Source organism: Paenibacillus sp. EB106-06-01-XG199 (genome assembly GCF_058791575.1).
The window spans coordinates 832,947-856,053 of record NZ_JBYTDQ010000003.1; the positions used below are offsets into that span (position 1 = coordinate 832,947).

The 23,107-nt window shown below is 51.6% G+C and carries 20 protein-coding genes and 1 other RNA gene; 3 read left to right on the top strand and 18 right to left on the bottom strand.

What is annotated here, in order from left to right:
- Window positions 1-45 precede the first annotated feature (45 nt).
- Window positions 46-705, bottom strand: a complete 660-nt coding sequence (locus AC3WT9_RS14540; protein WP_341095490.1) for a TerC family protein — start codon at window positions 703-705, stop codon at window positions 46-48.
- Between the two features lie 169 nt (window positions 706-874).
- Between AC3WT9_RS14540 and AC3WT9_RS14545 the strand changes: the two genes are divergently transcribed.
- A complete protein-coding gene (locus AC3WT9_RS14545) occupies window positions 875-1,570 on the top strand; it encodes a TerC family protein (protein WP_341095492.1) in 696 nt (231 codons plus the stop codon).
- A gap of 69 nt (window positions 1,571-1,639) precedes the next feature.
- Here the strand turns inward: AC3WT9_RS14545 and thiI are convergent, their stop codons facing one another.
- The 6 genes from thiI to AC3WT9_RS14575 all read right to left on the bottom strand — a co-directional run bounded on the left by thiI (window position 1,640) and on the right by AC3WT9_RS14575 (window position 6,550).
- Window positions 1,640-2,926: a tRNA uracil 4-sulfurtransferase ThiI gene (thiI, locus tag AC3WT9_RS14550; RefSeq protein ID WP_341379536.1), complete on the bottom strand. Its 1,287-nt coding sequence runs from the start codon at window positions 2,924-2,926 to the stop codon at window positions 1,640-1,642.
- A gap of 3 nt (window positions 2,927-2,929) precedes the next feature.
- Window positions 2,930-4,081, bottom strand: a complete 1,152-nt coding sequence (locus AC3WT9_RS14555; protein ID WP_341095495.1) for a cysteine desulfurase family protein — start codon at window positions 4,079-4,081, stop codon at window positions 2,930-2,932.
- A gap of 126 nt (window positions 4,082-4,207) precedes the next feature.
- Entirely contained in the window at window positions 4,208-4,918 is a 711-nt protein-coding gene (locus AC3WT9_RS14560) for a lytic transglycosylase domain-containing protein (protein ID WP_341095497.1), read from the bottom strand.
- 201 nt (window positions 4,919-5,119) lie between these two features.
- Entirely contained in the window at window positions 5,120-5,521 is a 402-nt protein-coding gene (locus AC3WT9_RS14565) for a hypothetical protein (RefSeq protein ID WP_341095499.1), read from the bottom strand.
- A gap of 11 nt (window positions 5,522-5,532) precedes the next feature.
- The gene (locus tag AC3WT9_RS14570) at window positions 5,533-5,754 is read right to left on the bottom strand and encodes a DUF1540 domain-containing protein (RefSeq protein WP_341095501.1); all 222 of its coding nucleotides are present in this window, start codon (window positions 5,752-5,754) and stop codon (window positions 5,533-5,535) included.
- A 298-nt stretch (window positions 5,755-6,052) separates the two neighbouring features.
- Entirely contained in the window at window positions 6,053-6,550 is a 498-nt protein-coding gene (locus AC3WT9_RS14575) for a YpuI family protein (protein ID WP_038595408.1), read from the bottom strand.
- Window positions 6,551-6,774: 224 nt separating this feature from the next.
- On the opposite strand from AC3WT9_RS14575, the gene AC3WT9_RS14580 reads away from it, so the two are divergent.
- A complete protein-coding gene (locus AC3WT9_RS14580) occupies window positions 6,775-8,664 on the top strand; it encodes a S8 family peptidase (protein ID WP_341095504.1) in 1,890 nt (629 codons plus the stop codon).
- On the opposite strand, the gene pdxR is transcribed toward AC3WT9_RS14580, so the two are convergent.
- Window positions 8,661-10,100: a MocR-like pyridoxine biosynthesis transcription factor PdxR gene (pdxR, locus tag AC3WT9_RS14585; protein ID WP_341095505.1), complete on the bottom strand. Its 1,440-nt coding sequence runs from the start codon at window positions 10,098-10,100 to the stop codon at window positions 8,661-8,663. The two genes, AC3WT9_RS14580 and pdxR, sit on opposite strands and share 4 nt — an antisense overlap.
- Before the next feature lie 95 nt (window positions 10,101-10,195).
- Between pdxR and AC3WT9_RS14590 the strand changes: the two genes are divergently transcribed.
- A complete protein-coding gene (locus AC3WT9_RS14590) occupies window positions 10,196-11,428 on the top strand; it encodes an aminotransferase-like domain-containing protein (RefSeq protein WP_341095506.1) in 1,233 nt (410 codons plus the stop codon).
- Window positions 11,429-11,934: 506 nt separating this feature from the next.
- Here the strand turns inward: AC3WT9_RS14590 and rnpB are convergent.
- From rnpB to recO, 10 genes are all read right to left on the bottom strand, one after another.
- Window positions 11,935-12,349, bottom strand: an RNA gene (rnpB, locus tag AC3WT9_RS14595) — RNase P RNA component class A.
- 62 nt (window positions 12,350-12,411) lie between these two features.
- A complete protein-coding gene (locus AC3WT9_RS14600) occupies window positions 12,412-13,527 on the bottom strand; it encodes a Nif3-like dinuclear metal center hexameric protein (RefSeq protein ID WP_341095509.1) in 1,116 nt (371 codons plus the stop codon).
- Window positions 13,503-14,282: a tRNA (adenine(22)-N(1))-methyltransferase gene (locus AC3WT9_RS14605; RefSeq protein WP_492407689.1), complete on the bottom strand. Its 780-nt coding sequence runs from the start codon at window positions 14,280-14,282 to the stop codon at window positions 13,503-13,505. Before AC3WT9_RS14605 ends, AC3WT9_RS14600 begins: the two co-directional genes overlap by 25 nt.
- The gene (locus AC3WT9_RS14610) at window positions 14,279-14,782 is read right to left on the bottom strand and encodes a hypothetical protein (RefSeq protein ID WP_341095512.1); all 504 of its coding nucleotides are present in this window, start codon (window positions 14,780-14,782) and stop codon (window positions 14,279-14,281) included. Before AC3WT9_RS14610 ends, AC3WT9_RS14605 begins: the two co-directional genes overlap by 4 nt.
- Window positions 14,783-15,198: 416 nt before the next feature.
- Window positions 15,199-16,332, bottom strand: coding sequence for an RNA polymerase sigma factor RpoD (rpoD, locus tag AC3WT9_RS14615; protein ID WP_038595416.1), 1,134 nt, complete (start codon window positions 16,330-16,332; stop codon window positions 15,199-15,201).
- A gap of 40 nt (window positions 16,333-16,372) precedes the next feature.
- Window positions 16,373-18,193 carry a DNA primase gene (gene dnaG / locus AC3WT9_RS14620; RefSeq protein WP_038600472.1) on the bottom strand — a complete coding sequence of 607 codons (1,821 nt, stop codon included), beginning with the start codon at window positions 18,191-18,193 and terminating at the stop codon, window positions 16,373-16,375.
- A 39-nt stretch (window positions 18,194-18,232) separates the two neighbouring features.
- The gene (locus tag AC3WT9_RS14625; RefSeq protein WP_341095517.1) at window positions 18,233-18,706 is read right to left on the bottom strand and encodes a YaiI/YqxD family protein; all 474 of its coding nucleotides are present in this window, start codon (window positions 18,704-18,706) and stop codon (window positions 18,233-18,235) included.
- A gap of 179 nt (window positions 18,707-18,885) precedes the next feature.
- Window positions 18,886-20,967: a glycine--tRNA ligase subunit beta gene (glyS, locus tag AC3WT9_RS14630; RefSeq protein WP_492407690.1), complete on the bottom strand. Its 2,082-nt coding sequence runs from the start codon at window positions 20,965-20,967 to the stop codon at window positions 18,886-18,888.
- Window positions 20,960-21,847 carry a glycine--tRNA ligase subunit alpha gene (gene glyQ, locus AC3WT9_RS14635; protein WP_341095521.1) on the bottom strand — a complete coding sequence of 296 codons (888 nt, stop codon included), beginning with the start codon at window positions 21,845-21,847 and terminating at the stop codon, window positions 20,960-20,962. The genes glyS and glyQ overlap by 8 nt, the downstream gene beginning before the upstream one ends.
- Before the next feature lie 469 nt (window positions 21,848-22,316).
- Window positions 22,317-23,072: a DNA repair protein RecO gene (gene recO / locus AC3WT9_RS14640; RefSeq protein WP_341095523.1), complete on the bottom strand. Its 756-nt coding sequence runs from the start codon at window positions 23,070-23,072 to the stop codon at window positions 22,317-22,319.
- Window positions 23,073-23,107 lie beyond the last annotated feature (35 nt).

Consider the following 23,107-nt stretch of genomic DNA (forward strand, 5'->3'; position numbering starts at 1 on the left):
CCCAGCTTATCCAGCTTTTGGCACAGCCTCTAGTATTGCCGCTTCTTAACCTGCGGATACGGTCCTCCGCTTAATCATGCCGGACAGGACAACGATAACACCAAGTGCAAGCGGTAAAATGGAGTGTAAAGACGGCAGCATAAAGGAAAGCACCGCACCAAACTTGGCATCCTGCAGCAGCATTTCTCCAGCAGTATGGGCGAGTATGTAGGCGCCGATGAAGACAAGCACAGGAAACCGGTGCAGCCAGCCGACGATAATACCGCTTCCCCAGACGACGATCGGAATGCTTAACGCGATCCCGATAACGATTATGGCCAAATCACCTTTGGCTACTCCCGCAATCGCCAGCACATTGTCGAGACTCATGATAAAGTCCGCCAACAGAATGGTGCGGATGGACCTCCACACGGTAGAGCTTTCCTCCACCCTAACCTCCTCTTCTTCCTCCAGCAGCAGCTTGAAGGCAATCCATAGCAGCAGAATGCCTCCGCCCGCTTCAATATAGGGGATTTTCAGCAGCAGCACTGCCGCAAACGTCAGCACACACCGAAGAATGACAGCGCCCGCAGCCCCCCACCAGACAGCAGTTTTGCGGTTCTTCTCCGGGAGATTTTTGCTGGCCATCGCTATGACCATCGCGTTATCTCCGCTCAGCACAAGATTGATCATCAATATTTCCCCAAGCAGCAACAAGGAATCCATTAGCTTTTACCTCCCCGGACTACATGTAATTACATGTATGTGGAATGGCGACAAGCTATGCTTCCTGTCCAACTTTTTTCCCGGCTGATGCATGTCCGGCCCTTTTTTAGCGTATACAAAACTATACCTATCTAATGCTCTGACCAACAAACTATGGGAGTGACCCGGCTTGAATACAACTGTTACCGATTTTATATTGCCCTTGCTGAATATCGTCTTTCTTGATTTGATTCTGGCGGGGGACAACGCTATTGTCATCGGGCTTGCTGCACGAAATTTACCGGCAGGCACCCAGAAAAAGGCTATTCTGCTTGGAACGGGCGGAGCCGTTGTGCTGCGGATCATCGCTACCATACTGGTTGTCTGGCTGCTGAAAGTCCCTTGGCTGCTGCTGTTCGGTGGGCTGCTGCTGATCCTGATTGCTTACAAGCTGCTCAGCGGGGAAAATAACGATGCGGATATCAAGGCCGGAGGCACACTGTGGGCGGCTGTGCGGACAATTATTGTTGCCGACGCGGCCATGGGTCTGGACAATGTCATCGCCATTGCCGGAGCAGCCAATCACAATATCACGCTGGTTGTGGTAGGACTGCTTATCAGTGTTCCCATTGTGGTCTGGGGCAGTACGCTTTTTATTAAGCTGATTAACCGGTATCCCTGGATTATTTACATCGGTTCCGCAGTGCTGGGGTACACCGCCTCCACCATGATTACCGGTGAACAGAAGCTCCAGCCTTTTTTTGAGCAGCACCCGCTGCTGCATGTTCTCTTCATCATCCTTGTGATTGCAGGCATACTGGCTGCAGGGCACTGGAAACGGCGGCTGGAGCATAAAAAGATCCCGCATAGCGGGACCTCGGGGTAAGATATACCGTTTCATCAACAAAAAAAGGGGGCCGAAATCTGTCAACGGTTTCGGCCCCCTGTTATTGTGTTAGAACCACTCTTCCTGCAGCCCGGCTTGCGCCGGAACTACATCGCTTGGTTTCTCATCCCCGTAAGGCGTAATGGAAATCGTCTCTGTCCCCGCGACAGCAGCATCCAGCCGTTCGGCATATCCGGGCAACGTCGCTTCAATCTTGTCCACAATCCGCAGATTCGGGTTAGTCGTAGGTGATTTAGGCACAAATAACGTGCAGCAATCCTCGTAAGGCAGGATAGATAAATCATACGTGCCGATCATTTGCGAAAGCTCCACAATCTCGCTTTTGTCCATCATGACCAGCGGCCGCAGCAGCGGCAGTGTTGTAGCGCGGCCGATGACATTCATGCTGGACAACGTCTGGCTGGCCACCTGCCCCAGACTCTCCCCGGTAACAAGTGCAAGTGCCCCTTCCCGTTCAGCCAGCCGGGTGGTAATCTTCAGCATCGCCCGCCTCATCAGCGTAATGATCAGGTTATCCTGGCCAATCCCCGTAAAAGCGGTCTGCACCTCCGTAAACGGAATGAGATGCAGCTTAATCACCCCGGCATAACGAGACAGTACCCGCGCAAGATCCACGACCTTCTGGCGGGCAAGCTCGCTTGTATAAGGATAACTGTAGAAGTGGACACACTCCACTTCCAAACCGCGGCGCATCGAAGACCAGCCTGCCACAGGACTATCAATACCGCCGGACAGGAGGAGCATAGCCTTTCCGTTGGTTCCCAGCGGAAACCCTCCGACCCCGGGGATATTCTCACAGAAAATATAAGTATACCCCTCGCGAATTTCGATCTTGAGCTCCATCTGCGGTGATTTCACATCCACGATCAGGCCGGGGTAGCCTTGCAGCAGCGGAGTTGAGATCAGCTTATTCATCTCGATGGAGCCATGCGGGAACTCCTTCCATACCCGGCGCGCGTTGACCTTAAAGGTAGTACCCGGGGCTGGAGCGATAATCTTCAGGAATGTCCGGCTGGCGGACAGGATATCGTCAAACTCCGATAAAGAGACCTTGACCGGACTAATAGAGGCGATGCCGAATACATTCTTCAGCGACGCCGCCAATTCGCCGGCCGGCTCACCGTTCAACTGCACATAAATCCGTCCGAATTCCTTGCTCAGCACCACTTTGGGATACGGCTTGACCATCTCCCTCACATGGCTCAGCACCGTCTTCTCGAACCGGGCCCGGTTCTTGCCCTTCAGTGTAAATTCCCCGAACCTCAGTATAAGCATATCTGCATATTCAATACTGCTTCCGCCGCCTATGGCAGTTCCAGTTTCCTGCTCTTTCATCGGTTATCTCATGCCTCCTTCAACAATCTTCAAAGACTGTACAGCCTTAAGCAGCGCCTGCTCCAGCAGGGCAATATCAGCTTCCGTATGGCTGTCGCCAAGGCTAATGCGGATTCCGCCAAGTGCCGTAGAAACATCCCTGCCCATGGACAGCAGAATCCGGCTCGGCTCGGCCAGCCGCGAGGAGCAGGCCGAACGGGTGGATACGACCATCCCCAGTTCCTCCAGCTTGCGGGCCAGCACTTCCCCCTTCATACCGGGATAAGAGAAATGGACAATATGCGGAGCTCCGTCCTCCCTGCTGTTGACCTTCAGTTCCGGGATGCCGGCCACAAACTTCAACAGCCGGTTGCGCAGCGGAATCATCACGTTGTTAACCTGTTCCCTCCGCTCGCCGCTCATGCGGATGGCTTTGGCGGAAGCCACAACCGCCGGCACATTTTCTGTGCCGGCGCGGAGTCCGTTTTCCTGGGAGCCGCCAGTCAGCAACGGGAATAGCGTAACCCCTTCTCTTACAAACAGCAGCCCTACCCCGCGCGGGCCGCGGATTTTGTGGGGGGATAAGCTGTACAGGTCAGCCTGCCATTCACCAAGTCTTGGCTCAAACCCGCTGTAGCCCTGCACTCCGTCCACATGAAACAGCGTCCGGTGGTTGGCAGCCTTCACCAGCCGCCCGATCTCCAGCAGCGGCTGCACTGTTCCAACCTCATTATTGACATGCATCACGCTGACAAGTACAGTATCCCGGCGCACCGCAGCGGCAATACGGGAGGGCTCAACTATTCCTGAGCTGTCTGGTGCTACAAAGGTGATCTCCCAGCCCATGTTTTGCAGCTGCAGGCAGCTCTCATAGACCGAAGGATGCTCTATTTCCGTAGTCACGATATGGCGTCCCCTGCTCTGATACTGAAGAGCAGCACCTTTAACCGCGAGGTTGTTGCTTTCGGTAGCGCCGGAGGTGAACAGAATCTCCTGCGGCTTCACTCCGAGCGCGGCTGCGCAGACTTCCCTTGAACGTTTGATAAGCCGGTCCGCTTCCGTACCTGCACGGTGCAGCGACGAGGGATTCGCATAATGCTGCTTCATAATCTGCTCCATCGTCTGCACTACTTCTTCATAAGGGGGTGCGGCAGCGGCATAATCCCAGTACAGCATATATCGGGTCTCTCCTTTGCTTCTGTGCTGATCATGCGCGAGAATATAGAATAACTGATCCGGAAAAAAGGATCAAACGGGTCCCGCCACCAGAGTGGTCCAGACGACACCATTTGATCCTTTTTATTATACTGCGTATTCAGCGCGGGCGCGTTCTATTTTGAGAATATAGTCCTGGGTTTCTTTCGGAAGCTGGGAAAGCTTCTCCATCAGCTCCTGGTCACTGTTGACTCCGAGCTTGTTTACCCGTCCGGGCCCGGCATTATAAGCGGCAAGCGCCATCTTCTCCTGCCCGTCAAAACGCTTCAGCTGATACGATAAATAACGTACCCCGCCGTCAATGCTCTGAGCCGGATCGAAGGGGTCGGAAACGCCGAGGCCATTCGCCGTGCCATCCATCAGCTGCATCAATCCCTTCGCTCCCGCCGAAGAAACGACATTCGGGTTGAACGAGGATTCCGTATCGATTACTGCCTTGATCAAATCTACCGGCACACCATACTTCGTACTGGCCGTCTGAATCAGCTCTTCATAATCGGTGGGCCTGGTTTCCGTTATTTCCCCAGAAATTGCGTCATATGAATCGCTTGTCCCTCCAAGCTGCTGCCACAGCAGACCGCTTAAGGAGGAGTTGTCGCCAAGGGAATTCAGTGCAGTGGCGCTGTCCCTATCCCCCGGCTGCAACGTCCGCTCCTGCAGCAAAGCGGAAAACTCCGCTGACGTTGAACCCGATACTTCACTGGGATTTTTCCCTGTTTCACTTTTGAGGCTCGAACTTCTTAAGTTCACCCATCTTAGTTGCCCAACTCCGCTCCCTGAAGCCGGATTGATCGCCATATTGCACTGTCCTTTCCTTCTGCTGATCCTCTATATAAAATTCCTTACCTTAAGAAACTCAATTTAAATTTAAAATACGACTTTATTTTACAGTCGATTTATAATAATTGCTATATGCTGACATGAAAAAACAGACTTCAGACCCTTATAGTTAGGTCTAAAAGCCTGTTTTGATTTCATTGCTTCCGGTTTCTTCTTAGGTTAGCGGGCAAATGGTATCATGACAAAATAGCTGAGCGTAGATACAATCCCCAGTCCCATTGCCCATGCGCCTGTAGTTTTTTGCCCTTTGGCGTAAGCATAGTACCCAAGTATGGCAGCTACGGGACCCAGAATAACCGACCAGATGAACAAGGAGGCAATCCCGAAGCCCAGCCCGACCCTCCCCAGCCCCTTGCTGCCGGTCTCTGTCTCACTGCGCTCCTTGGATTCGGCTGTTTTGCCGCCTGTGCTGTGAATATGTGCCGGAAGCGGGCTTATCTCCGCGGCATACTCTTCATTGTGGGCCCGGTCCCGCCGGGGATAATCCACTCTCCGCGGGCGCAGGATGATTTTTTTCCTTTCGGACGGGTCAAGTTTGGATTTATCACTGTGTTTGTCCATTTTCAGGCCTCCTAGTTGTTAGGCTTGAAGGTCAGACAGCAGGTCGCGGACGAAGTTGCGGCATGATCATGATGATTGTTAGCTATCATCTCTTCGGCATATTCTTCCTTGAACCGGCTGCCTACATGCTTGTCAATTTCAATAACGATCTCCTCGGCCCGGCATAAGTTCTGTTCACCCCAATAATGACAGTTGCTCACACTACATCTTACAAGCGGTTTTGTGGTTGTCATGTGATCACCTCAGGAATCATTATGTCCGTGGAATTTCATCTCTATGCGGTAGATGAGGTGCCAGTCCCCACCACAATACCCACAAAAACACTCTGTCCCCACGCTTTGCAGAAAGCTTAATCAATCAAGTGGAAACGGCTTCGCCGTCCTTTTTAAGGACGGTACCGTTTCAGCGAGAAATAGAAGGATAATTTATCGTGTGAAACATATAAATGCTTATATTTACAAAAAAGACCGTTCCGCCATGTGTTCATGACAGAAACGATCCTTTGAATTTCGCGAAATATGACATAAGATGTTAAACCTGGTTTTGCATACGCTTTTCAGTTAAATAATCATTCTCATAATAATTGAGGTCATCGCGCAGCTCTTCATAGACTTTGGTAATCTCCATAATAATATCACGGGCCGGGCGAACAGGCTTTTTGCGGAAACGGATGGCATCCTGGCCTGTGTAGGCGTAACGGCCGTCCTCGGAGTAACTTTCATTCTTTGGATAAAAGAAATTGTTGACTCCATAATGATATACATTATATAGCGCTTTTTGCGCGAATGCTTCGTCAAATGTGGCGCGGCGCAGGGCAACTCCCAGCTTCTCATAAGACATTTCCGAGAATACCAGCAGGTGGCGGAGATCGGACAGGAAACCTTGATAAAAAGCTACCGTTTCTTCATCTTCTTCGGTTACTAGCTGAGGCAGGGCATGGTTGTTGAGGAATAATTCCATTTTACCGATCACGGATTTAAGTTTTTCTCTCGTCGTTTCACACAATTTCTGCACATTGGCTGCTGACATGGCGAGTGCTCCCCCTTATTAGTCCTTGCTTCTTGTAGTCATTTTCAACTTCTGGTAGTCATTCTCAATAGGTATTGCTTATTTCCCTGTAACTTAATTATTCCTATTACTCTTTTTGATATTAACATAAAACCTTGGGACGCGGTATCCTTTTCTGTGATGCATAAAAGGGGCACTCTCTTCTAAACCTATAGCTATTACGATGCCATGAAGGAGCGGAAAATATGTCCCGTAAAAATTTAAGCGTCGCCGGTTTAGTCACCGCTGCGTTCACGGTAGTTCTACTGACGTTTGCGTTGCGGCATGAAGGAGACGGGAAGCTGAAACAAGCAGCCGTACCTAATCCCTCCCAGGAAAAAACAGTCAAGAAAACTTCCCTGGTTCAGGATGTTAAAGCTACAGACCGGCTAAACCGAACTGACGTGGGCAAGCACCTAAGAACAATGCTTGCTGATACGCATGGTGCAGCGCCCCGAGATATTTCAGCATATGCCAAACGTCTGCAGCAAGGACACGGACATATCACCATGCTTATCTGGATCGATTTCGTTACCCAGCAAACACACACCTTCAAATCCTCCCTGCCGGAGGGCAGCGGTCAGGAGAATAAACAGCTGCTAAAGTACCTGAACACGGCAAAATCAGCGATCAGAGGCCATCAATCCTATGAATCCCCCTCCTTCATCATCGGTCAGAAAAAATATTATTTCATGGCTCAGCGTGATCAGGATGGAAAAATTGGCGTCATTGCCCTGATTAATCAGAAGATCCTCGACCGTGTCGCCGATCATCAGCTCAAAAATCTGCGGCTGATTCCTTATCCGAAGGAAGGGAAGTACCGGGTGGAATCGATTCATGCTGATACGCTGAAGGATATCACCGTCAAGACCGGCCATGATAACGAGAACGCCAGCCATTTCTACGAGAATGAAATCGTCGTACGCTTTAAGAACGGCTATCTCACTGCTGGACAGATCCAGACTATAACTGCGGACATCCGCTGCAAGGAGCCGCGCAAATTGGGATATGCCTATATTTTCCGTTCGGATAAAATGAACTATGCCGAGCTTAAATCCTACTTCACCTCTAAATGGCAGCCTGAATATACGGAACCTCACTATATGTATTTAACCAATGAGACCGCAGTCGAAAATACAGGGGCCAGTGTAATTACACCCAATGATCTGCTGTTCTCTACCTACCAATGGAATTTGCCGGCTATTGAAACAGAGCAAGGCTGGAATTTGTCCAAGGGCAGCAAGGAAGTGGTTGTGGCTGTGGTCGATACCGGCGTACAGGCAAGTCATCCGGATCTGCAGGGCCAGCTCCTGGCCGGATATAACGCGATCGCAAAAGGTTCGACACCGAATGATGATGTGGGGCATGGAACTCATGTAGCCGGCATTATCGGCGCGGTGATCAACAACGAGGAGGGAGTGGCCGGCATCAGCTGGTACAATAAAATCCTTCCAGTCAAAGCGCTGGACAACTCCGGCGCAGGCACCACGTATTCCGTCGCTGAGGGTATTATTTGGGCAGCCGACAAAGGAGCCAAGGTGATCAATCTCAGCCTCGGCAACTATGCCGATTCGCAGTTTCTGCATGATGCGATTAAGTATGCCTATGACCGCGATGTCGTTATCGTTTCCGCAGCGGGCAACGATAACACTGAACGTCCGGGATTTCCTGCTGCTTATGAGGAGGTTCTGGCGGTTGCCGCGACTAACGCTAATGGAGAAAAAGCCTCTTTCTCCAATTACGGGGATTACATCGATGTCACCGCACCCGGGGAAAGCATCGCCAGCACCTACCCCGACAACCAATATGCAGCATTGTCCGGCACCTCCATGGCCAGCCCCCATGTAGCTGCACTCGCGGGACTTGTACGTTCGCTCAACCCGGCGCTGACCAATAAGGAGGTCATGGAGCTGATGATTTCGAACGCCGTCGACCTCGGCGATACCGGCCATGATAAGTATTATGGCTGGGGTCAGGTCGATATCTATAGGACACTCCGGGCAGCCGGGGGAAGTGTAGTTCCGCTGCAGCTATTCCCGCAGCATGTCGATCGTCAATTGAAATCCATGCAGCACAATCTGGAGAACAGCAATTAACGGACAGAGCTGAGATGCTTGTCCAAGAGCCTCAGGAACAGCCGCAGCCCGCGTTCCATATCCGCTTCCTTCATCTGCGAATAACATAGCCGGATATGGCGGGAAGGGACCTCTCCGGAGTAGCAGACATCGCCCGGAAGGAAAGAGATGCCCTCCTGCTCTGCCAGCTCATGCAGCCTGCCGATGCCGCTGGGCGTGGGCAGCTGCAGCCACAAATTCAGCCCGCCCTCAGGCAGATTCCAGGACACTCCCTGAGGGGCATGCTGTTTCAGCAGCTTTGCCGCCTTCTCCATACGTCCCCGCAGCGCGGTCCGCAGTTGCTCTGCGTAAGTCTCATATTTGCGCGCAATGAACGGAAGCACCGCCTTCTGGGTCAGCAGCGGGCTCCCGAGGTCACTCGCCGATTTGGCGGCAATCAGCCGGGAGAGAATGTTGCCTCCGGCGGCAACGCAGGCAATTCTGCAGCCCGGGGCAATGACTTTGCTGAAGCTTTTCATGTACACAACATGCCCTTCTGCATCCATCGATTTGATCGAAGGCGGAGGCGGCTTGCGGAAATACAGATCACTGAACGGATCATCCTCCACAATGAGACAGCGGTAGCTTCTAGCTAGTTCCAGCAGCCGCTGTCTTCTTGTGATACTCATCGTGACGCCGCTCGGATTCTGGAACGTAGGATTGGTATAGATTAGCTTCGGCGGTCTCCGGTCGCATAGTTTAGTGAGCACATCCACCTTCATTCCTTCGTTGTCCATGGGCACAAAGATCATCTCCGCACCACGTCCGGCAAAAACATCTATAGCCCCCGTATAGCTGGGCGCTTCCAGATACACGGTATCCCCGGGGCCGACAAACGTCCGGGCCACCAGATCAATACCCTGCTGGGTTCCGCTCGTGATCATTAAATCAGATGAGCGCAGATGGATTCCATGACCTTGCAGATGTCTGCACATCACTTCCCGCAGCTCTAGATCCCCCTGAAAATTGCCGTACGAAGCCATTAGCTCCGGCTGTTCGGTCACAAGAGTTGACATAGTCGCGCCGATAGAATCCAGCGGAAGCAGATCGCCATGAATCGCCGCCATATGAAAAGGATATTCCACCTTGGAGTAATCAAAATTCAGCCATAGCTGAGCCCGCGGCAAAAAGTCGTCATACCCGTCCTGCCACCCCGTCCCAGCATCCAGGGACATCCGCGCTCTCTCGGCCACAAAACAGCCCTTTCCCTGGCTGCAGGTGATATGCCCGTGACTTTCCAGTTCAGCATAAGCTTTGCTTACCGTGACCTGGCTTACCTTCAGGGAAGATGCCAGGTTTCTCACGGAAGGCAGGCGGGCTCCCGGCTGCAGCAATCCCGAAGTGATCCGCTGGGCCATCGTTTCGCTGATTTGCTGCGGCAAAGATTTACTGCCGCTGCGGAGTAAATCAATATGCATCTGCACTTCCCCCCCCACTGTTATATTCAACGCTTTACTGTTATACCGCTATGCCGTTATGATACAACAAAATTGTAAAGCGGGGAGCATTTTTTATGAAGATCAAATACTCTACGATGACGGAACATCTGGGATCCTCGGCAGTTCGCGAAATTCTGAAGATTACCCAAGGCAAAGACATCATTTCACTGGCAGGCGGACTGCCCGCCGAAGACTTCTTCCCGGTAGAAGCTGTTCGTGAGGCTTACAGCCGGGCTCTTGCCGGCGAGACATCGGCACTGCAATACGGTCTCACCGAAGGCTATATTCCGCTGCGTGAGCAGGTTGCGGCCAGGCTGACCCATCAGGGTATCCAGACGGATATCTCGGAAATGCTCCTTACCACAGGCTCCCAGCAAGCCATAGATCTGCTGTGCAAAATACTGCTTGATCCCGGAGATGCTGTCCTCGTGGAAGCTCCAACTTACATGGCAGCTTTGCAGGTGTTGAACTCCTACCGGGCGGACATTCACATTGTTCAGAGCGATGAATCCGGCATGCTGCCTGACCATCTGGAGGAGCAGCTTCGCACACACCGCCCCAAGCTGCTCTATGCCGTCCCTACCTTCAACAACCCCTCCGGGGCAACCTGGAGCAAGGAACGCCGCGAACAAGTTGTCTCCCTGTGCCGACGATACGGCGTGCTGATTCTTGAAGACAACCCTTACGGTGAAATTAAGTTCGACGATTCCGCTGATGCCTATCCTCCATCACTGGCAGCGATCGACAGAAGCTACGGCGGGGAATCCTGTGTCGTCTACACGGGAACATTCTCCAAGATAGTCGCGCCTGCCCTGCGTACCGGCTGGATTATCGGTCCGGCTGAGCTGATCCGGATAGTTGCCAAAGCCAAGCAGGCAGCCGACCTGCATTCCAGCACCATAGACCAGCGTGCCCTCTATGAACTGCTTCGGGTCTTTGACCTTGAGGGACATATCCGTCTTATCTCCCGCGAATACCACTCACGGATGAAGCAGCTCTCAGCCGAACTGGCGTCGCGCGGCTGGGAAGACGCAAAGTTCGAAGAACCCCGGGGCGGGATGTTCCTGTGGCTGAAGCTATCCACCGCTATTAACACTGCCGGGCTGCTTCCATTCGCTGTGGAGCAAGGTGTAGCCTTTGTGCCCGGTGAAGTGTTCTATTCCGCCAAGCCTGTGAAAAATGCAATGCGGCTGAACTTCACCCATACTCCGCCGGAGCTGGTTCCGCTTGCTGTAGGGCGGCTGGAAAAGGCCCTCATCAAGTACTCCCAGAGCCTGGAGACAACGCTTATGCCGGCGCTGGAATAACAGAGCCCCCGCTGCGTTGCCTGCCAGATATTGTTGCTTCTGCTAGAACAGCCAACCAGGAATACTCCGGCACGTTCGTGCTTAGTCTGAAGGTGGAATTCCGGAAAAACGCTGCTCCTTGCCTTGAAGACTCTATATGAGCTGCTTTTGGCACGGACTCGAGGGACCTAATTTGTCAAAAATCAGCTCAATAATGCCTGGTGCGGACTCCAGTGCAGTTATTTAACAATAGAACAGCTATTAACCTCACTATTTTAGTAAATAACGCAGCCTGAGTCCGCTTCTACGACAAAAACAGTATTGTCGCATAAATAACGTCACTGAGGTCCGCCAGAGTGATCATCTAAAACAACAAAAAAGATCGTACCGTCCTCATAACAGGGAGCGATGCGGTCTTTTTAATTTTATCTTTAAACTAAGGCGCACAAAAAAGCGACCTTCCAAAGGAAGGCCGCTGTCTGTCGTATATAAGCTTCACAGAATAATAGTTCATAAGAGTTGTCAGTTAGGAAAGTTTGCCGTAAGCCGGGTTCTGTGCTCGTCGTGGTTCAAACGGGAACTACCCTCCCACCATAAGCGACAATCATCTATCTAGGCCATACATTACTGCACAGCTCCAGCGACCAACCTAGACACGCCTCAGGCGAAGGCTGCTCTTCCGGTTAAGGAAGCGCTGCGTCTCATTAGGTCTTGCTCCAGATGGGGTTTACCAGGAACGAAGTCACCAGCGTTCCTCGGGGTCTCTTACACCTCGGTTCCATCCTTGCCTGTGCCGCCCGAAAGCGGCCATCGGCGGTCCATTTCTGTGGCACTATCCTTCGGCTCGCGCCGACTGGATGTTATCCAGCACCCTGCCTTGTGGAGCCCGGACTTTCCTCCCGCGGCGTCTTCACGCACACCGGCGATTGTCTGTCAAACTTCCCGATCAACATTGTATATTATACAGATTTGCCGCAACCTGCACAAGTGTAAATAAAGGGAATCTACAGGAATTTGAAAGGCTCTGTATCAATCTGCGAAGCATATACCGCTGTACCGTACTTATGCTCAGCCAGCTTGCCCTGAATCCAACCGGCCACTTTCTCCTTCATAATCTTCTCCGCATTATGTCCCGGATCAATTAATGAGATGCCAGCCAAGTAAGCATCTTGAGCCGTATGATAATCGACATCGCCAGTCACCAGCACATCGGCTCCTTTGAAGATGGCGCTGTTATAATACTTCGCCCCCGAGCCGCCCATAACAGCCGCTTTGCGGATGGGCCGGTTCAAATCGCCCACAACACGAACGTGATCAACCTTCAGGCCGGTTTTGACCGTCCCGATAAATTCGCCAAGCGTTGTTGGCTCCTTAAGCTTGCCTACTCGCCCGAGTCCGAGGCTGCGGCCTTTAAGGTCCATGGAATAAAGATCATACGCCACCTCTTCGTAAGGATGCGCTTTAAGCATCGCCTGAACTACTTTATTGCGGATAGACAGCGGCACGATCGTCTCAATGCGGACTTCCTCAGCGCGTTCCATTTTACCCGCTTCTCCAATATAAGGTTCCGAGCCTTCACGCGGAATAAAGGTGCCGTAGCCTTCGATGTTGAAGCTGCAATGGCTGTAGTTGCCGATCCAGCCTGCACCGGCATTCAGTATGGCATCCAGCACCTTCTGGTGATGATTCTTCGGCACGAATACAACCAGCTTAGACAACTGCTCGGTATGAATGTCCTTAATCGGCACACCGTTCTCGATGCCAAGCGCTTCCGCCATCCAGTCGTTCATCCCTCCTTCAGCGACATCCAGGTTGGTATGGCTGATGTATACGGCAATATCATTTTTGATCAGCTTCTCATAGAGCTTGCCCATCGGTGTTTCGGTCTGTATCCCCTTAAGCGGACGAAAGATAATCGCGTGATGGGCGATGATCAGGTTGCAGCCCTGAGCAATCGCTTCGTCCACAATGTCGTCGTTGACGTCCAGTGCAACCAGCACGCCGGTAATTTCTTTCTGCAGGCTGCCCAGCTGAAGGCCGATGTTGTCCCATTCCTCAGCCAGATGTTTTGGGGCAAGCTGCTCCATATACCCGATTACAGTTTGTCCTTTGGCGTACATTTCAGCACCTCCGAGATTGTTGTGATCTGTGCCGTGATCCTGCTGCGCTTTTCTTCCGCCGATTCAAGCTCCGAGCGGGACAGAGAAGCCAGAATCCCTTCCAATTTTGCAATCTCACTCTGCCATTTGGCAGTAAATACAGCGTTTGGCGCTTGCAGCAGCCAAGGCCCCATTTGCAGAAGCAGCTCCTTGCTGCATACCATATTGCCGCCAGCAAGCTGCCGTTCACGATAAAGCTGTTCATTTGTGATCCCTGCAGCTTCACCGTCAGGGACCGCCGTCAGTATTTCATATATTTTCCCGTCTTCTTCCAGGATATGCTCTGCCGTAAGCACCCAGTGGTTGTTTAGCAGCCAGCGGCGCAGAATATCCTCGCCCACATTTGGCTGCAGCGCAAGCAGCTTCACACCTGCAAGCTTGCCGAGGCTTTTGCCGCGGTCCAGAATAGCGGCTATCAATGCGCCGCCCATTCCGGCGATGGAGATGCTGTCAGCTTCACCCGGCTCCAGCACTTCGAGGCCGTCTCCGCGCCGCACCTCAATCTGTTTGCCCAGGCCCGCCTCCGCCACACCTCTACGTGCTGCTTCATAAGGTCCTGGATTGACTTCACCTGCTATTGCAGAGACCGCTTTCCCGCTTCTCAAGGCTGCTACCGGAAGCAGCGCATGATCCGAGCCGATATCGGCAAGTTTGCTGCCTGTTGGAATCTGCTCCAGCACAAGCTGGAGCCGGTTTGATAATTTTACGTTGTTCATGAGGCCACCCACGTTATCCATTTTTTTCGGAAAATAAACAGCAGCGCAAGGCCAACTGCAATCTTAAATATTAACACCAGCGACACCCATTCCGGATAATCCGGTCTGAGCCACAACGCATCAATCTCCGGCATCAGCCACAGCGACACTCCGACGCCCAGATATACCCCTGAAACCCCTTTGATCCTGTGGTACAACAACCAGCTCAGCCAGACCATCAGTATACAGAGCGGCAGCCAGAGCAGCTCAAGCTCCAGGACTGAAGCATCAGGGCGCATTTGGCCGGAGAACCCGGCATAGAGCAGGGCCCAGAAGGCAAACCCGCAATAGTGCAGCAAGCCTATACGCAATGTGAATCCGAGTATCACCCACAATAGGCCGCATCCTGCGATCAGCAGCGGCCGCCACAAGTCCGCGTTCAGATCATGCAGAGCAATGAGCCAGAGGCCAAATCCTATCGTCAGTACACTTCCAACTCCTGCCAAAACAAGACTGATCATGTGGTTTCGGTCCCGGTAAATAGCCGAGTAACCGTAACAAACAATTAGTACACATAGAGCTGTGGCAAGTTGCAAAGGCCAAGGAAAAACGCTAAAATAAAGACTAATCAAGAAAATCAAGGAAATAATTCCAAAACCAAACAACCATATTTTGATGCTGCCCTGCTGAAGATTTTTCAGCGAGATCGGATTGCTGTCTTTGATCTCCTTTTCATCATCGTAAAGGTTGGTCAAGAAGTCGCAATACTGCTCAGGTAGCAGCTTGCTCCTTCTCCAGTAATGAATTTCTCTTAATATAATTTCTCGTTTTTCCAAATTCAACGGCTAATCCCTCTCTTTTCACACCTTTACTTAGGTGTATCTCAAGATAAAAGGACCTCCTGCCACCGTGCAGCAGAAGGTCCGGTTTATGAAACCTATTCGAGGAAATCTTTAAGCCGTTTGCTGCGGCTTGGGTGGCGCAGCTTACGCAGCGCTTTTGCTTCAATCTGGCGGATCCGCTCACGGGTTACGCCGAATACTTTACCCACTTCCTCAAGCGTTCTCGTCCGTCCGTCATCCAGACCGAAACGAAGACGAAGCACATTCTCTTCACGCTCGGTGAGCGTGTCCAGCACATCCTCCAGCTGTTCCTTCAGCAGTTCATAGGCTGCTGCATCCGCAGGAGCAAGCGCCTCCTGATCCTCAATGAAATCGCCCAGATGCGAATCATCCTCTTCACCGATTGGTGTTTCCAGGGAAACCGGCTCTTGGGCAATCTTCATGATTTCTCTGACTTTCTCAACCGTCAATTCCATTTCAGCCGCAATTTCTTCCGGCGAAGGCTCGCGCCCAAGCTCTTGCAGCAGCTGACGGGAGACACGAATCAGCTTGTTGATGGTCTCCACCATATGCACTGGAATACGAATTGTCCGCGCCTGGTCAGCGATCGCCCGCGTAATGGCCTGACGAATCCACCAAGTAGCATAGGTACTGAATTTGAACCCTTTGTTGTGGTCAAATTTCTCAACCGCTTTGATCAGACCCATATTGCCCTCCTGGATCAAATCCAGGAACAACATGCCGCGTCCAACATAACGCTTGGCGATACTGACAACGAGCCGCAGATTGGCTTCAGCCAGCCGGCGTTTCGCTTCCTCATCACCATTTTTGATTCTCATGGCCAGTTCGACTTCATCGTCAGCCGAGAGCAACGGCACACGTCCGATTTCCTTCAGATACATCCGGACGGGGTCGTTAATTTTGATTCCCGGCGGCAGCGACAAATCGTCGTCAAAGCTGAAGTCGTCAGAGTCGCTATTCTCGTTGTCCTCACTCTGGCGGAGCGGCGAACCTTCTTCGTCATTCTCATTTACAACCTCGATACCGAGGTCGCTGAGCTGCTCGTAGAATTCCTCCATCTGCTCGGGGTCTTGATCAAACGGCGACAATTTCTCCATAATATCTTTGTAGTTCAATGATGATCTTTTCTTGCCGTGCTCAATAAGCTGGTCCTTAACCTGATCCAGAGTAAATTCTGCTTCCAGTTCAGTGTGCTGATCGTTCGCCATAATTCGACTCCCTCCTCCCTAGGTACATCCTGTCAATTTCTTATTGTCTCTCTAGGGTTATAATCTCACTTGCAATTTGTGCCGCACGCAAAAAGTCACCGGATTTCTCCGCTTGAATCATTTCTTCCCGTTTTTGCTCCATCCTGCGCTGCAGGGGGTACTTCCTTACTTCACGGATACAATCGTCCAAAACCTGCGTATTCCAATCCGGCGGTGTGTCCATCATGGATATCGCTGTTGCAGTCTTTTCCAGACGATCATCCTGTAGTGATGATAAAAAACGGCTGATGCCGGGTGGTTTGCCTTGCGCATAATAGGCATATAGATAAGCGGCGATTGCCGCATGATCATCGATGTTGAACTCTTCTCCGAGGCGTTCGCCTACATAAGTAGCAGCTTCCGGGTCCTGAATCATAAAGGATAGCAGGCGCCGTTCCGCAACATGATAAGCGGGCAGTAAAGTAGGTGTCTGCACCTGCCCTTTTTTATGCCTACCATTATTCCACCTTTTATCGTTATTATCCCCTTCGGGGATGTTTTTTTGCATCGACGCCCGCAGTAAGTTGCAATCCTGCTTTAAGCTATCATATGACAGCTCCAGCTCTGAGGATATTTCCCGCAGATAAACTTCACGCTCGGTCGAAGATTGCAGTGATGCAATAATCTCCAATGCCTCCTTGACATAGGCGATTTTGCCGTCTTCCTCTAGGAGTATATGGTTTTTTTTCAGATATATAAGCTTAAATTTTATGGATGAAACCACCGAATCCATCACCTGTTCTTTGAATCTGTCCCCGCCGTGACGGGAGATAAATTCATCCGGATCCAGACCGCTCGGCAGCACGGCAACCTTCACCCGCAGATCATTGCTTTCCAGCATCGGGATCGCCTTCATCGCTGCAGCTTGTCCAGCCCGGTCACCATCGTAGGCAAGAACAATCTCGTCAGCCAGACTTTTCATCAGGGCTACATGTCCCTCAGTCAGCGAGGTTCCCATGGTAGCCACGCCGTTATGCACACCTGCTTCCCAGGCCGAAATGACATCGCCGTATCCTTCGAAGAGGACGATTTGCCGCGTTTTGCGGATGGATGCTTTGGACTGGTGCAAATTGTACAGAATCCGGCTTTTGTTAAATAGTCTGCTCTCCGGGGAATTCAAATATTTCGGCTGACCTTCCCCAAGAATTCTTCCAGCAAAAGCGATGGTCTTGCCTGTGCGGTTCGCAATCGGAAAAATAACGCGCCCGCGAAAGCGGTCGAGATACCCTTTGCCCTCGCCCCTGGCAGATAACAGCCCGCCCTTTTCCATTTCAGCAAGATCAAAATTCCGTTTCTCCAGAAACTGCAGCAGGGTGTCCCAACGGTCTGGAGCATAGCCGATTTGAAACTGGTCGATCATTTTATCACTGAAGTTCCGGGATCTTAAATAATTCATTGCGGCAGTGCCGTATTCCGTGTTCTTCAGCAAAAAATGATAAAATTTGGCCGATAACTCATAAGCCTGTATCAGCCGGTCCCGCTCAGGATCGGGAGGAGATAATGTGCCTCCTTTGCCTTCGGGAATAGCAATATCGCTTTCTTCCGCCATTATTCTGACTGCTTCGGGGAAGGATAACCCTTCGATTTCCATCCTGAATTTGATGGCATTTCCGCCCATACCACAGCCAAAGCAATGAAAAACTCCCCGGTCCGGGGTTACGGTGAAGGAAGGGGATTTCTCCGAATGGAACGGGCAGAGGCCCCATAAATATTTCCCCTGCTTGGACAAATGGACAACCTTACCGACGGTATCGACAATGTCATGCCGCGCCAGCACGCTCTCGATAACTTCTTCTGGAATATTACCGTGTCCGCTAGCCACTTCAACCACCTTCATCTCTTAACAAATAAATATAATTCGCTATAGCTCCACATTCTCCTGCAAAATTGTTAAAAGTTTTGTCAGTTTATGTTGAAAATTCATTTTTTCCTCTGCGGTGATCGCTTTTGGACCCTTGGAATAGTGCCCCCGCCTGCGTTCCACTGCACTGGCATGCCTGCTCTCCAGCATAAAATCCATGTTGGAATTGTCATATTCCTGTCCCCGGTTAGAGAGTACCTTGCAACGTTTGCCGAGCGCAAGTGCCGCCAGGCCGTAGTCCTGGGTAATGACTACATCTCCAGCAGAAACATGATTGGCAATATAGAGGTCTGCACTGTCAGCACCGCGGTCCACCTGCACCACAGTAACACCTTCTTCAGCCTGCAGCACATGGTCAAAAGAAGAAACCATCAATACCGGAATGCCGAAAGAACGGGCTACAGCAACGATTTCCTTCTTGACCGGGCATGCGTCCCCGTCGACTACAATTGTTCTTGCTTGGGATCTCAACATGACATCACCAAATTCCCGTGTAATATATATACGCTTTGCCAAACGAAAATCCTTCTTTGATAAAGCATAAATACGGAACGAATGTCAACTTACGCATTGGCACCGTTCCGTATATTTATACCCTAAACCATCGATCTATACCATGAAATTCACAAACATTACTTGGATACTGCCGGGTTTTACCAAACCAGCTTACCGAAATCAGCAAAAGATTTGGAGTCGGCATCAATGCCTGCCAGCAGCGCAAGACGGTTGGCACGTATTCCCTCGTCTTCAGCCATGACCATTACGGAATCAAAGAATCCGGTAACGGCATCCTTCAGGCCGGAAAGAATCCGCAGCGCCTCAGCAGCATTTCGGGCAGTGAGCGCTTCATGATACGGCGTGTGAATACCCTGCCATGTTTCGTACAGCTTAAGCTCGGCCTCTTCTTTCAGCAATGAAGGCACAACCACAATACCTTCCTGCGCCTTCGCTGCCAGATTGCTGATACGAGTCAGCGAATCCACAGTGATCTTGAAATCAGCGACGGCATTCACAGCATCGGTAAGCGCACGGCTTCTGCCTACAACAGCGACAATATCATCAAAACCAGCGGCAGTGACTGCATCCACCACATCGTATCGGATATTGTCGTCGGACAAGAGTCGTTTTACGCGCAGACCGAAGAACTCGTAAAGGTTTATACGCAGCTCAGGGGTAAAATGTTTCTCTGTGCGCAAATTTTCATGAATTTCCAAAGCCGCAGCGAAAATTTCCTGCAAAGAGATCGGCAATTGATGCTCCAGCACCATCTGCACGATGCCTGCCGCCTGGCGGCGCAGCGCATAAGGGTCCTGTGAACCGGTCGGAATAATGCCGATGGAGAAGCAGCCCACGATCGTATCGATTTTATCGGCCAGACTGACTACAAGACCAGCTTGTGTAGAAGGAACTGCATCTCCGGCAAAACGCGGCTGGTAATGTTCAAAAATACCTTTTGCCACATTTTCCGCTTCTCCCGCTTTGCGGGCATAATCTTCACCCATTGTGCCCTGAAGCTCAGGGAACTCATAGACCATCTGCGTCACCAGATCGAATTTGCAAATATCAGCCGTACGGCTGACTTCAGCCGCGGTATCTGCGGACAGCCCCAGCTTCGCAGCGAGCTTGTCAGAAATGGCACGGATGCGGCGAACCTTATCGCCAACGCTGCCCAGCTCTTCGTGATACACGATGGATTCCAGCTTAGCCAGCGCATCGCTGATCTGCAGTTTCTGATCCTCTCCATAAAAGAACTTCGCATCCGATAGTCGGGCACGCAGCACCTTTTCGTTCCCCTTGGCAATGACGTCCAGCGATTCTGCATTTCCGTTACGAACGGTAACGAAGAACGGCAGGAGCGTGCCTGCGCTATCTAAGACCGGGAAGTAACGCTGATGCTCCCGCATCGAGGTGATCAGCACCTCCTGCGGGATATTGAGGAACGAAGGATCGAAGGTGCCGAACAGTACCGTCGGTGTCTCTACCAGGAACAGCACTTCCTCCAGCAGATCTTCTTTGATGGCAATTGTCCAGCTTTTCTCCTCAGCCAGCTTATTAATCTGGTTCAGGATCAACTCTTCACGTTCCTTCACATCTACCAGCATATGCTGCGCACGCATAGCTTCCACATAATCCGCAGGTTCAGCAATAACAGCATTCGTTCCAAGGAAACGGTGCCCGCGGCTGGTATTGCCTGCTTTGACCCCTGTAATTTCCAGATCAATGATCTCTTGCCCGAACAAGGCAACCAGCCAGCGGATCGGACGGACAAATTTAAAATCATACGCTCCCCAGCGCATATTTTTCGGAAAGGTCATCGAGCCGACAATGCCGCTGAGTCCTTCGGACAATAGCGAGGAAGTATTTACACCTTCACTGTTTTTGGTGGCGTAGATATACTCCACTCCGGCCAATTCTTTAAAGGTAAACTGCTCCGTCGACACCCCTTGGCTGCGGGCAAAGCCGAGTGCGGCCTTGCTCCACTCGCCGCTCGCGTCCAACGCGATTTTGCGGGAAGGGCCCTTCACCTCTTCGCTGATATCCTCTTGCCTTTCGGCGGCATCCTTCACCAGAACCGCAAGGCGGCGCGGTGTTGCATATGCGTTGACTCCGCCATGGGAAATACGCGAAGCTTCCAGCCATTTAGTTGTTCTGTCTTTCAACTGCTCCATCGCAGCGCGGATGAAGCGTGCAGGCACCTCTTCCAAACCGATCTCGAACAATATATCTTTAGACAAGGTCAGCACCTTCTTTCTTCAGCAGCGGGAAGCCAAGCTTCTCGCGTTCCTCAAGATATGTCGCCGCAACGGTACGGGCCAAATTCCGCACCCGCGTAATAAAGCCCGTGCGTTCGGTAACGCTGATCGCTCCGCGTGCATCCAGAAGATTGAAGGTATGCGAGCATTTCAGCACATAATCGTAAGCCGGAAACACCAGATGGTGCTCCATGGCTCTGCGTGCTTCCTCTTCGTAGGTATTAAAGAGTGTGAACAGCATTTTGACATCGGAGACTTCAAATGTATAGGTCGAGTGCTCAACCTCCGGCTGATGAAATACATCACCATAGGTCATGCCGTCCACCCATTCCAGATCAAACACATTTTCTTTCTTCATGATGTTGGTAGCCAGACGTTCCAATCCGTATGTGATCTCAACAGCAACCGGTTTGGTCTCAATTCCTCCGACTTGCTGGAAGTAAGTAAACTGAGTAACCTCTTCGCCGTTCAACCATACTTCCCAGCCAAGGCCTGCACAGCCCAGCGACGGATTCTCCCAGTTATCTTCGACAAACCGGATATCATTCTGCAGCGGGTCTACGCCAAGCGCCTTCAGGCTTTCCAGATAAAGCTCCTGGATATTGTCCGGGGAAGGCTTGATAATCACCTGGAACTGGTGATGCTGGTACAGGCGGTTCGGGTTCTCGCCATAACGTCCATCCGATGGACGGCGGGAAGGCTCAACATAAGCTACTTTCCAAGGCTCCGGTCCAAGCGAACGCAAAAACGTCATGGGGTTCATCGTTCCCGCCCCCTTTTCCGTATCATACGGCTGGACGAGAATACAATTCTCTGCTGCCCAGAACTGCTGCAGTGTCAAAATCATCTGCTGAAAATTCATACTACCGACTCCTTCGCTTACAAGTTTTTGGCACACTGTGCCTTGAGGCATCTTGCTCCTGCGCGATGGAGGCGGTCCTCTTTTATACTTGCGGCGGTACAGGATTCTTGGTTAAGATCCTCGCCACAAGGCAAAAAAGCTCCCGCCCCCATGCCTGATATACAGACATAGGGACGAGAGCTTAACTTATTCTCCCGCGGTTCCACCCTACTTGATTACGCATCCGGTATCCGGCCAATAAAGCAGGCCACATCCGATGAGCGCAATCCACTTTTCATTCTGCCGTTACCGTACTCCCGGGTGCCCTGTTCATGAACCTTGTCCCGCCAGGCTTCCACTATCCCCGGCTCGCTTAAGCGACAAATTTGCCCACTACTTTCCCGATCACTGTACGTCTCCAAATGTCAGAGCAACAACGGCTGTATACAAGAAGAAACTGTCACCATAGTAACGGAAAATTTGGATTTCGTCAAATATCGTATTTGTCGAGCTGATCAAGAAATCCTTGCGACTTCAGCTTCAGCCCGAGCTGCATGTCCATAAAGGCACGCATAATCTTTTTAAGTTCTGCGCGGGTGCCTTCCTTCACGTCGACATTTCCAAGCCGGTTTAAATCAAGTGCAGCGAATAGACGCAGCAGCTTCAGCGCCCGCGGAGAAATCTCCATGGCTGGAGGATCATTATGCCTGCAGCTGCGGCAGAGCACCCCGCCGAGACGGGGACTTATTCTGAGTTCTTCATCAGGTTTGTCCAACCCGCATACGACACAGGCATCCAGTTCCGGACCATATCCGGCCGCCTGCAGTATTTTCATCTCAAAAACATTTATAATGACGCCGGGTTCCTTGCCGTCCTCAAGTGCATTCAAGCAGGCGGAAAGCTGGCGGAACCAAAAGCTTCCCGTCTCCTCATCATGCAGCACACGGTCAAGCAGCTCGCAGGCATATGAAGCATATGCCGCTTTGAACAAATCCCCGCGCAGCGGATGGTGAGACTGTGTAATTTCCCCGGCATTTAATGTACCCAGTCCCCCGTTGTTGCGGAAAAACACAAATTCCCCTACAGTGAACAGCTGGATCAGGGCAGCATGGCGGCTTTTGACCTTCTTGGCGCCGCGCACCAGAACGCCTACTTTGCCGGCGTTCTCGGTGCAAAGCGTAATAATCGCGTTCCCCTCGCCGTAGTCCATGCTGCGGATGACGATCCCTTCCACCCTGTGTAGCATGCCTCTTCCCCCAACCATTCGGCAAGCAACCAGTC

What these genes read in the sequence shown, in the direction of transcription:
- AC3WT9_RS14605 (WP_492407689.1), bottom strand. Translation starts at nt 14,282, where the DNA reads ATGAACAACGTAAAATTATCAAACCGGCTCCAGCTTGTGCTGGAGCAG.
- AC3WT9_RS14555 (WP_341095495.1), bottom strand. Translation starts at nt 4,081, where the DNA reads ATGCTGTACTGGGATTATGCCGCTGCCGCACCCCCTTATGAAGAAGTA.
- glyQ (WP_341095521.1), bottom strand. Translation starts at nt 21,847, where the DNA reads ATGAATTTTCAGCAGATGATTTTGACACTGCAGCAGTTCTGGGCAGCA.
- pdxR (WP_341095505.1), bottom strand. Translation starts at nt 10,100, where the DNA reads ATGCATATTGATTTACTCCGCAGCGGCAGTAAATCTTTGCCGCAGCAA.
- thiI (WP_341379536.1), bottom strand. Translation starts at nt 2,926, where the DNA reads ATGAAAGAGCAGGAAACTGGAACTGCCATAGGCGGCGGAAGCAGTATT.
- recO (WP_341095523.1), bottom strand. Translation starts at nt 23,072, where the DNA reads ATGCTACACAGGGTGGAAGGGATCGTCATCCGCAGCATGGACTACGGC.
- AC3WT9_RS14565 (WP_341095499.1), bottom strand. Translation starts at nt 5,521, where the DNA reads ATGGACAAACACAGTGATAAATCCAAACTTGACCCGTCCGAAAGGAAA.
- AC3WT9_RS14590 (WP_341095506.1), top strand. Translation starts at nt 10,196, where the DNA reads ATGAAGATCAAATACTCTACGATGACGGAACATCTGGGATCCTCGGCA.
- AC3WT9_RS14625 (WP_341095517.1), bottom strand. Translation starts at nt 18,706, where the DNA reads ATGTTGAGATCCCAAGCAAGAACAATTGTAGTCGACGGGGACGCATGC.
- AC3WT9_RS14580 (WP_341095504.1), top strand. Translation starts at nt 6,775, where the DNA reads ATGTCCCGTAAAAATTTAAGCGTCGCCGGTTTAGTCACCGCTGCGTTC.
- AC3WT9_RS14610 (WP_341095512.1), bottom strand. Translation starts at nt 14,782, where the DNA reads ATGATCAGTCTTGTTTTGGCAGGAGTTGGAAGTGTACTGACGATAGGA.
- AC3WT9_RS14570 (WP_341095501.1), bottom strand. Translation starts at nt 5,754, where the DNA reads ATGACAACCACAAAACCGCTTGTAAGATGTAGTGTGAGCAACTGTCAT.
- AC3WT9_RS14540 (WP_341095490.1), bottom strand. Translation starts at nt 705, where the DNA reads ATGGATTCCTTGTTGCTGCTTGGGGAAATATTGATGATCAATCTTGTG.
- AC3WT9_RS14575 (WP_038595408.1), bottom strand. Translation starts at nt 6,550, where the DNA reads ATGTCAGCAGCCAATGTGCAGAAATTGTGTGAAACGACGAGAGAAAAA.
- AC3WT9_RS14600 (WP_341095509.1), bottom strand. Translation starts at nt 13,527, where the DNA reads ATGTACGCCAAAGGACAAACTGTAATCGGGTATATGGAGCAGCTTGCC.
- rpoD (WP_038595416.1), bottom strand. Translation starts at nt 16,332, where the DNA reads ATGGCGAACGATCAGCACACTGAACTGGAAGCAGAATTTACTCTGGAT.
- AC3WT9_RS14560 (WP_341095497.1), bottom strand. Translation starts at nt 4,918, where the DNA reads ATGGCGATCAATCCGGCTTCAGGGAGCGGAGTTGGGCAACTAAGATGG.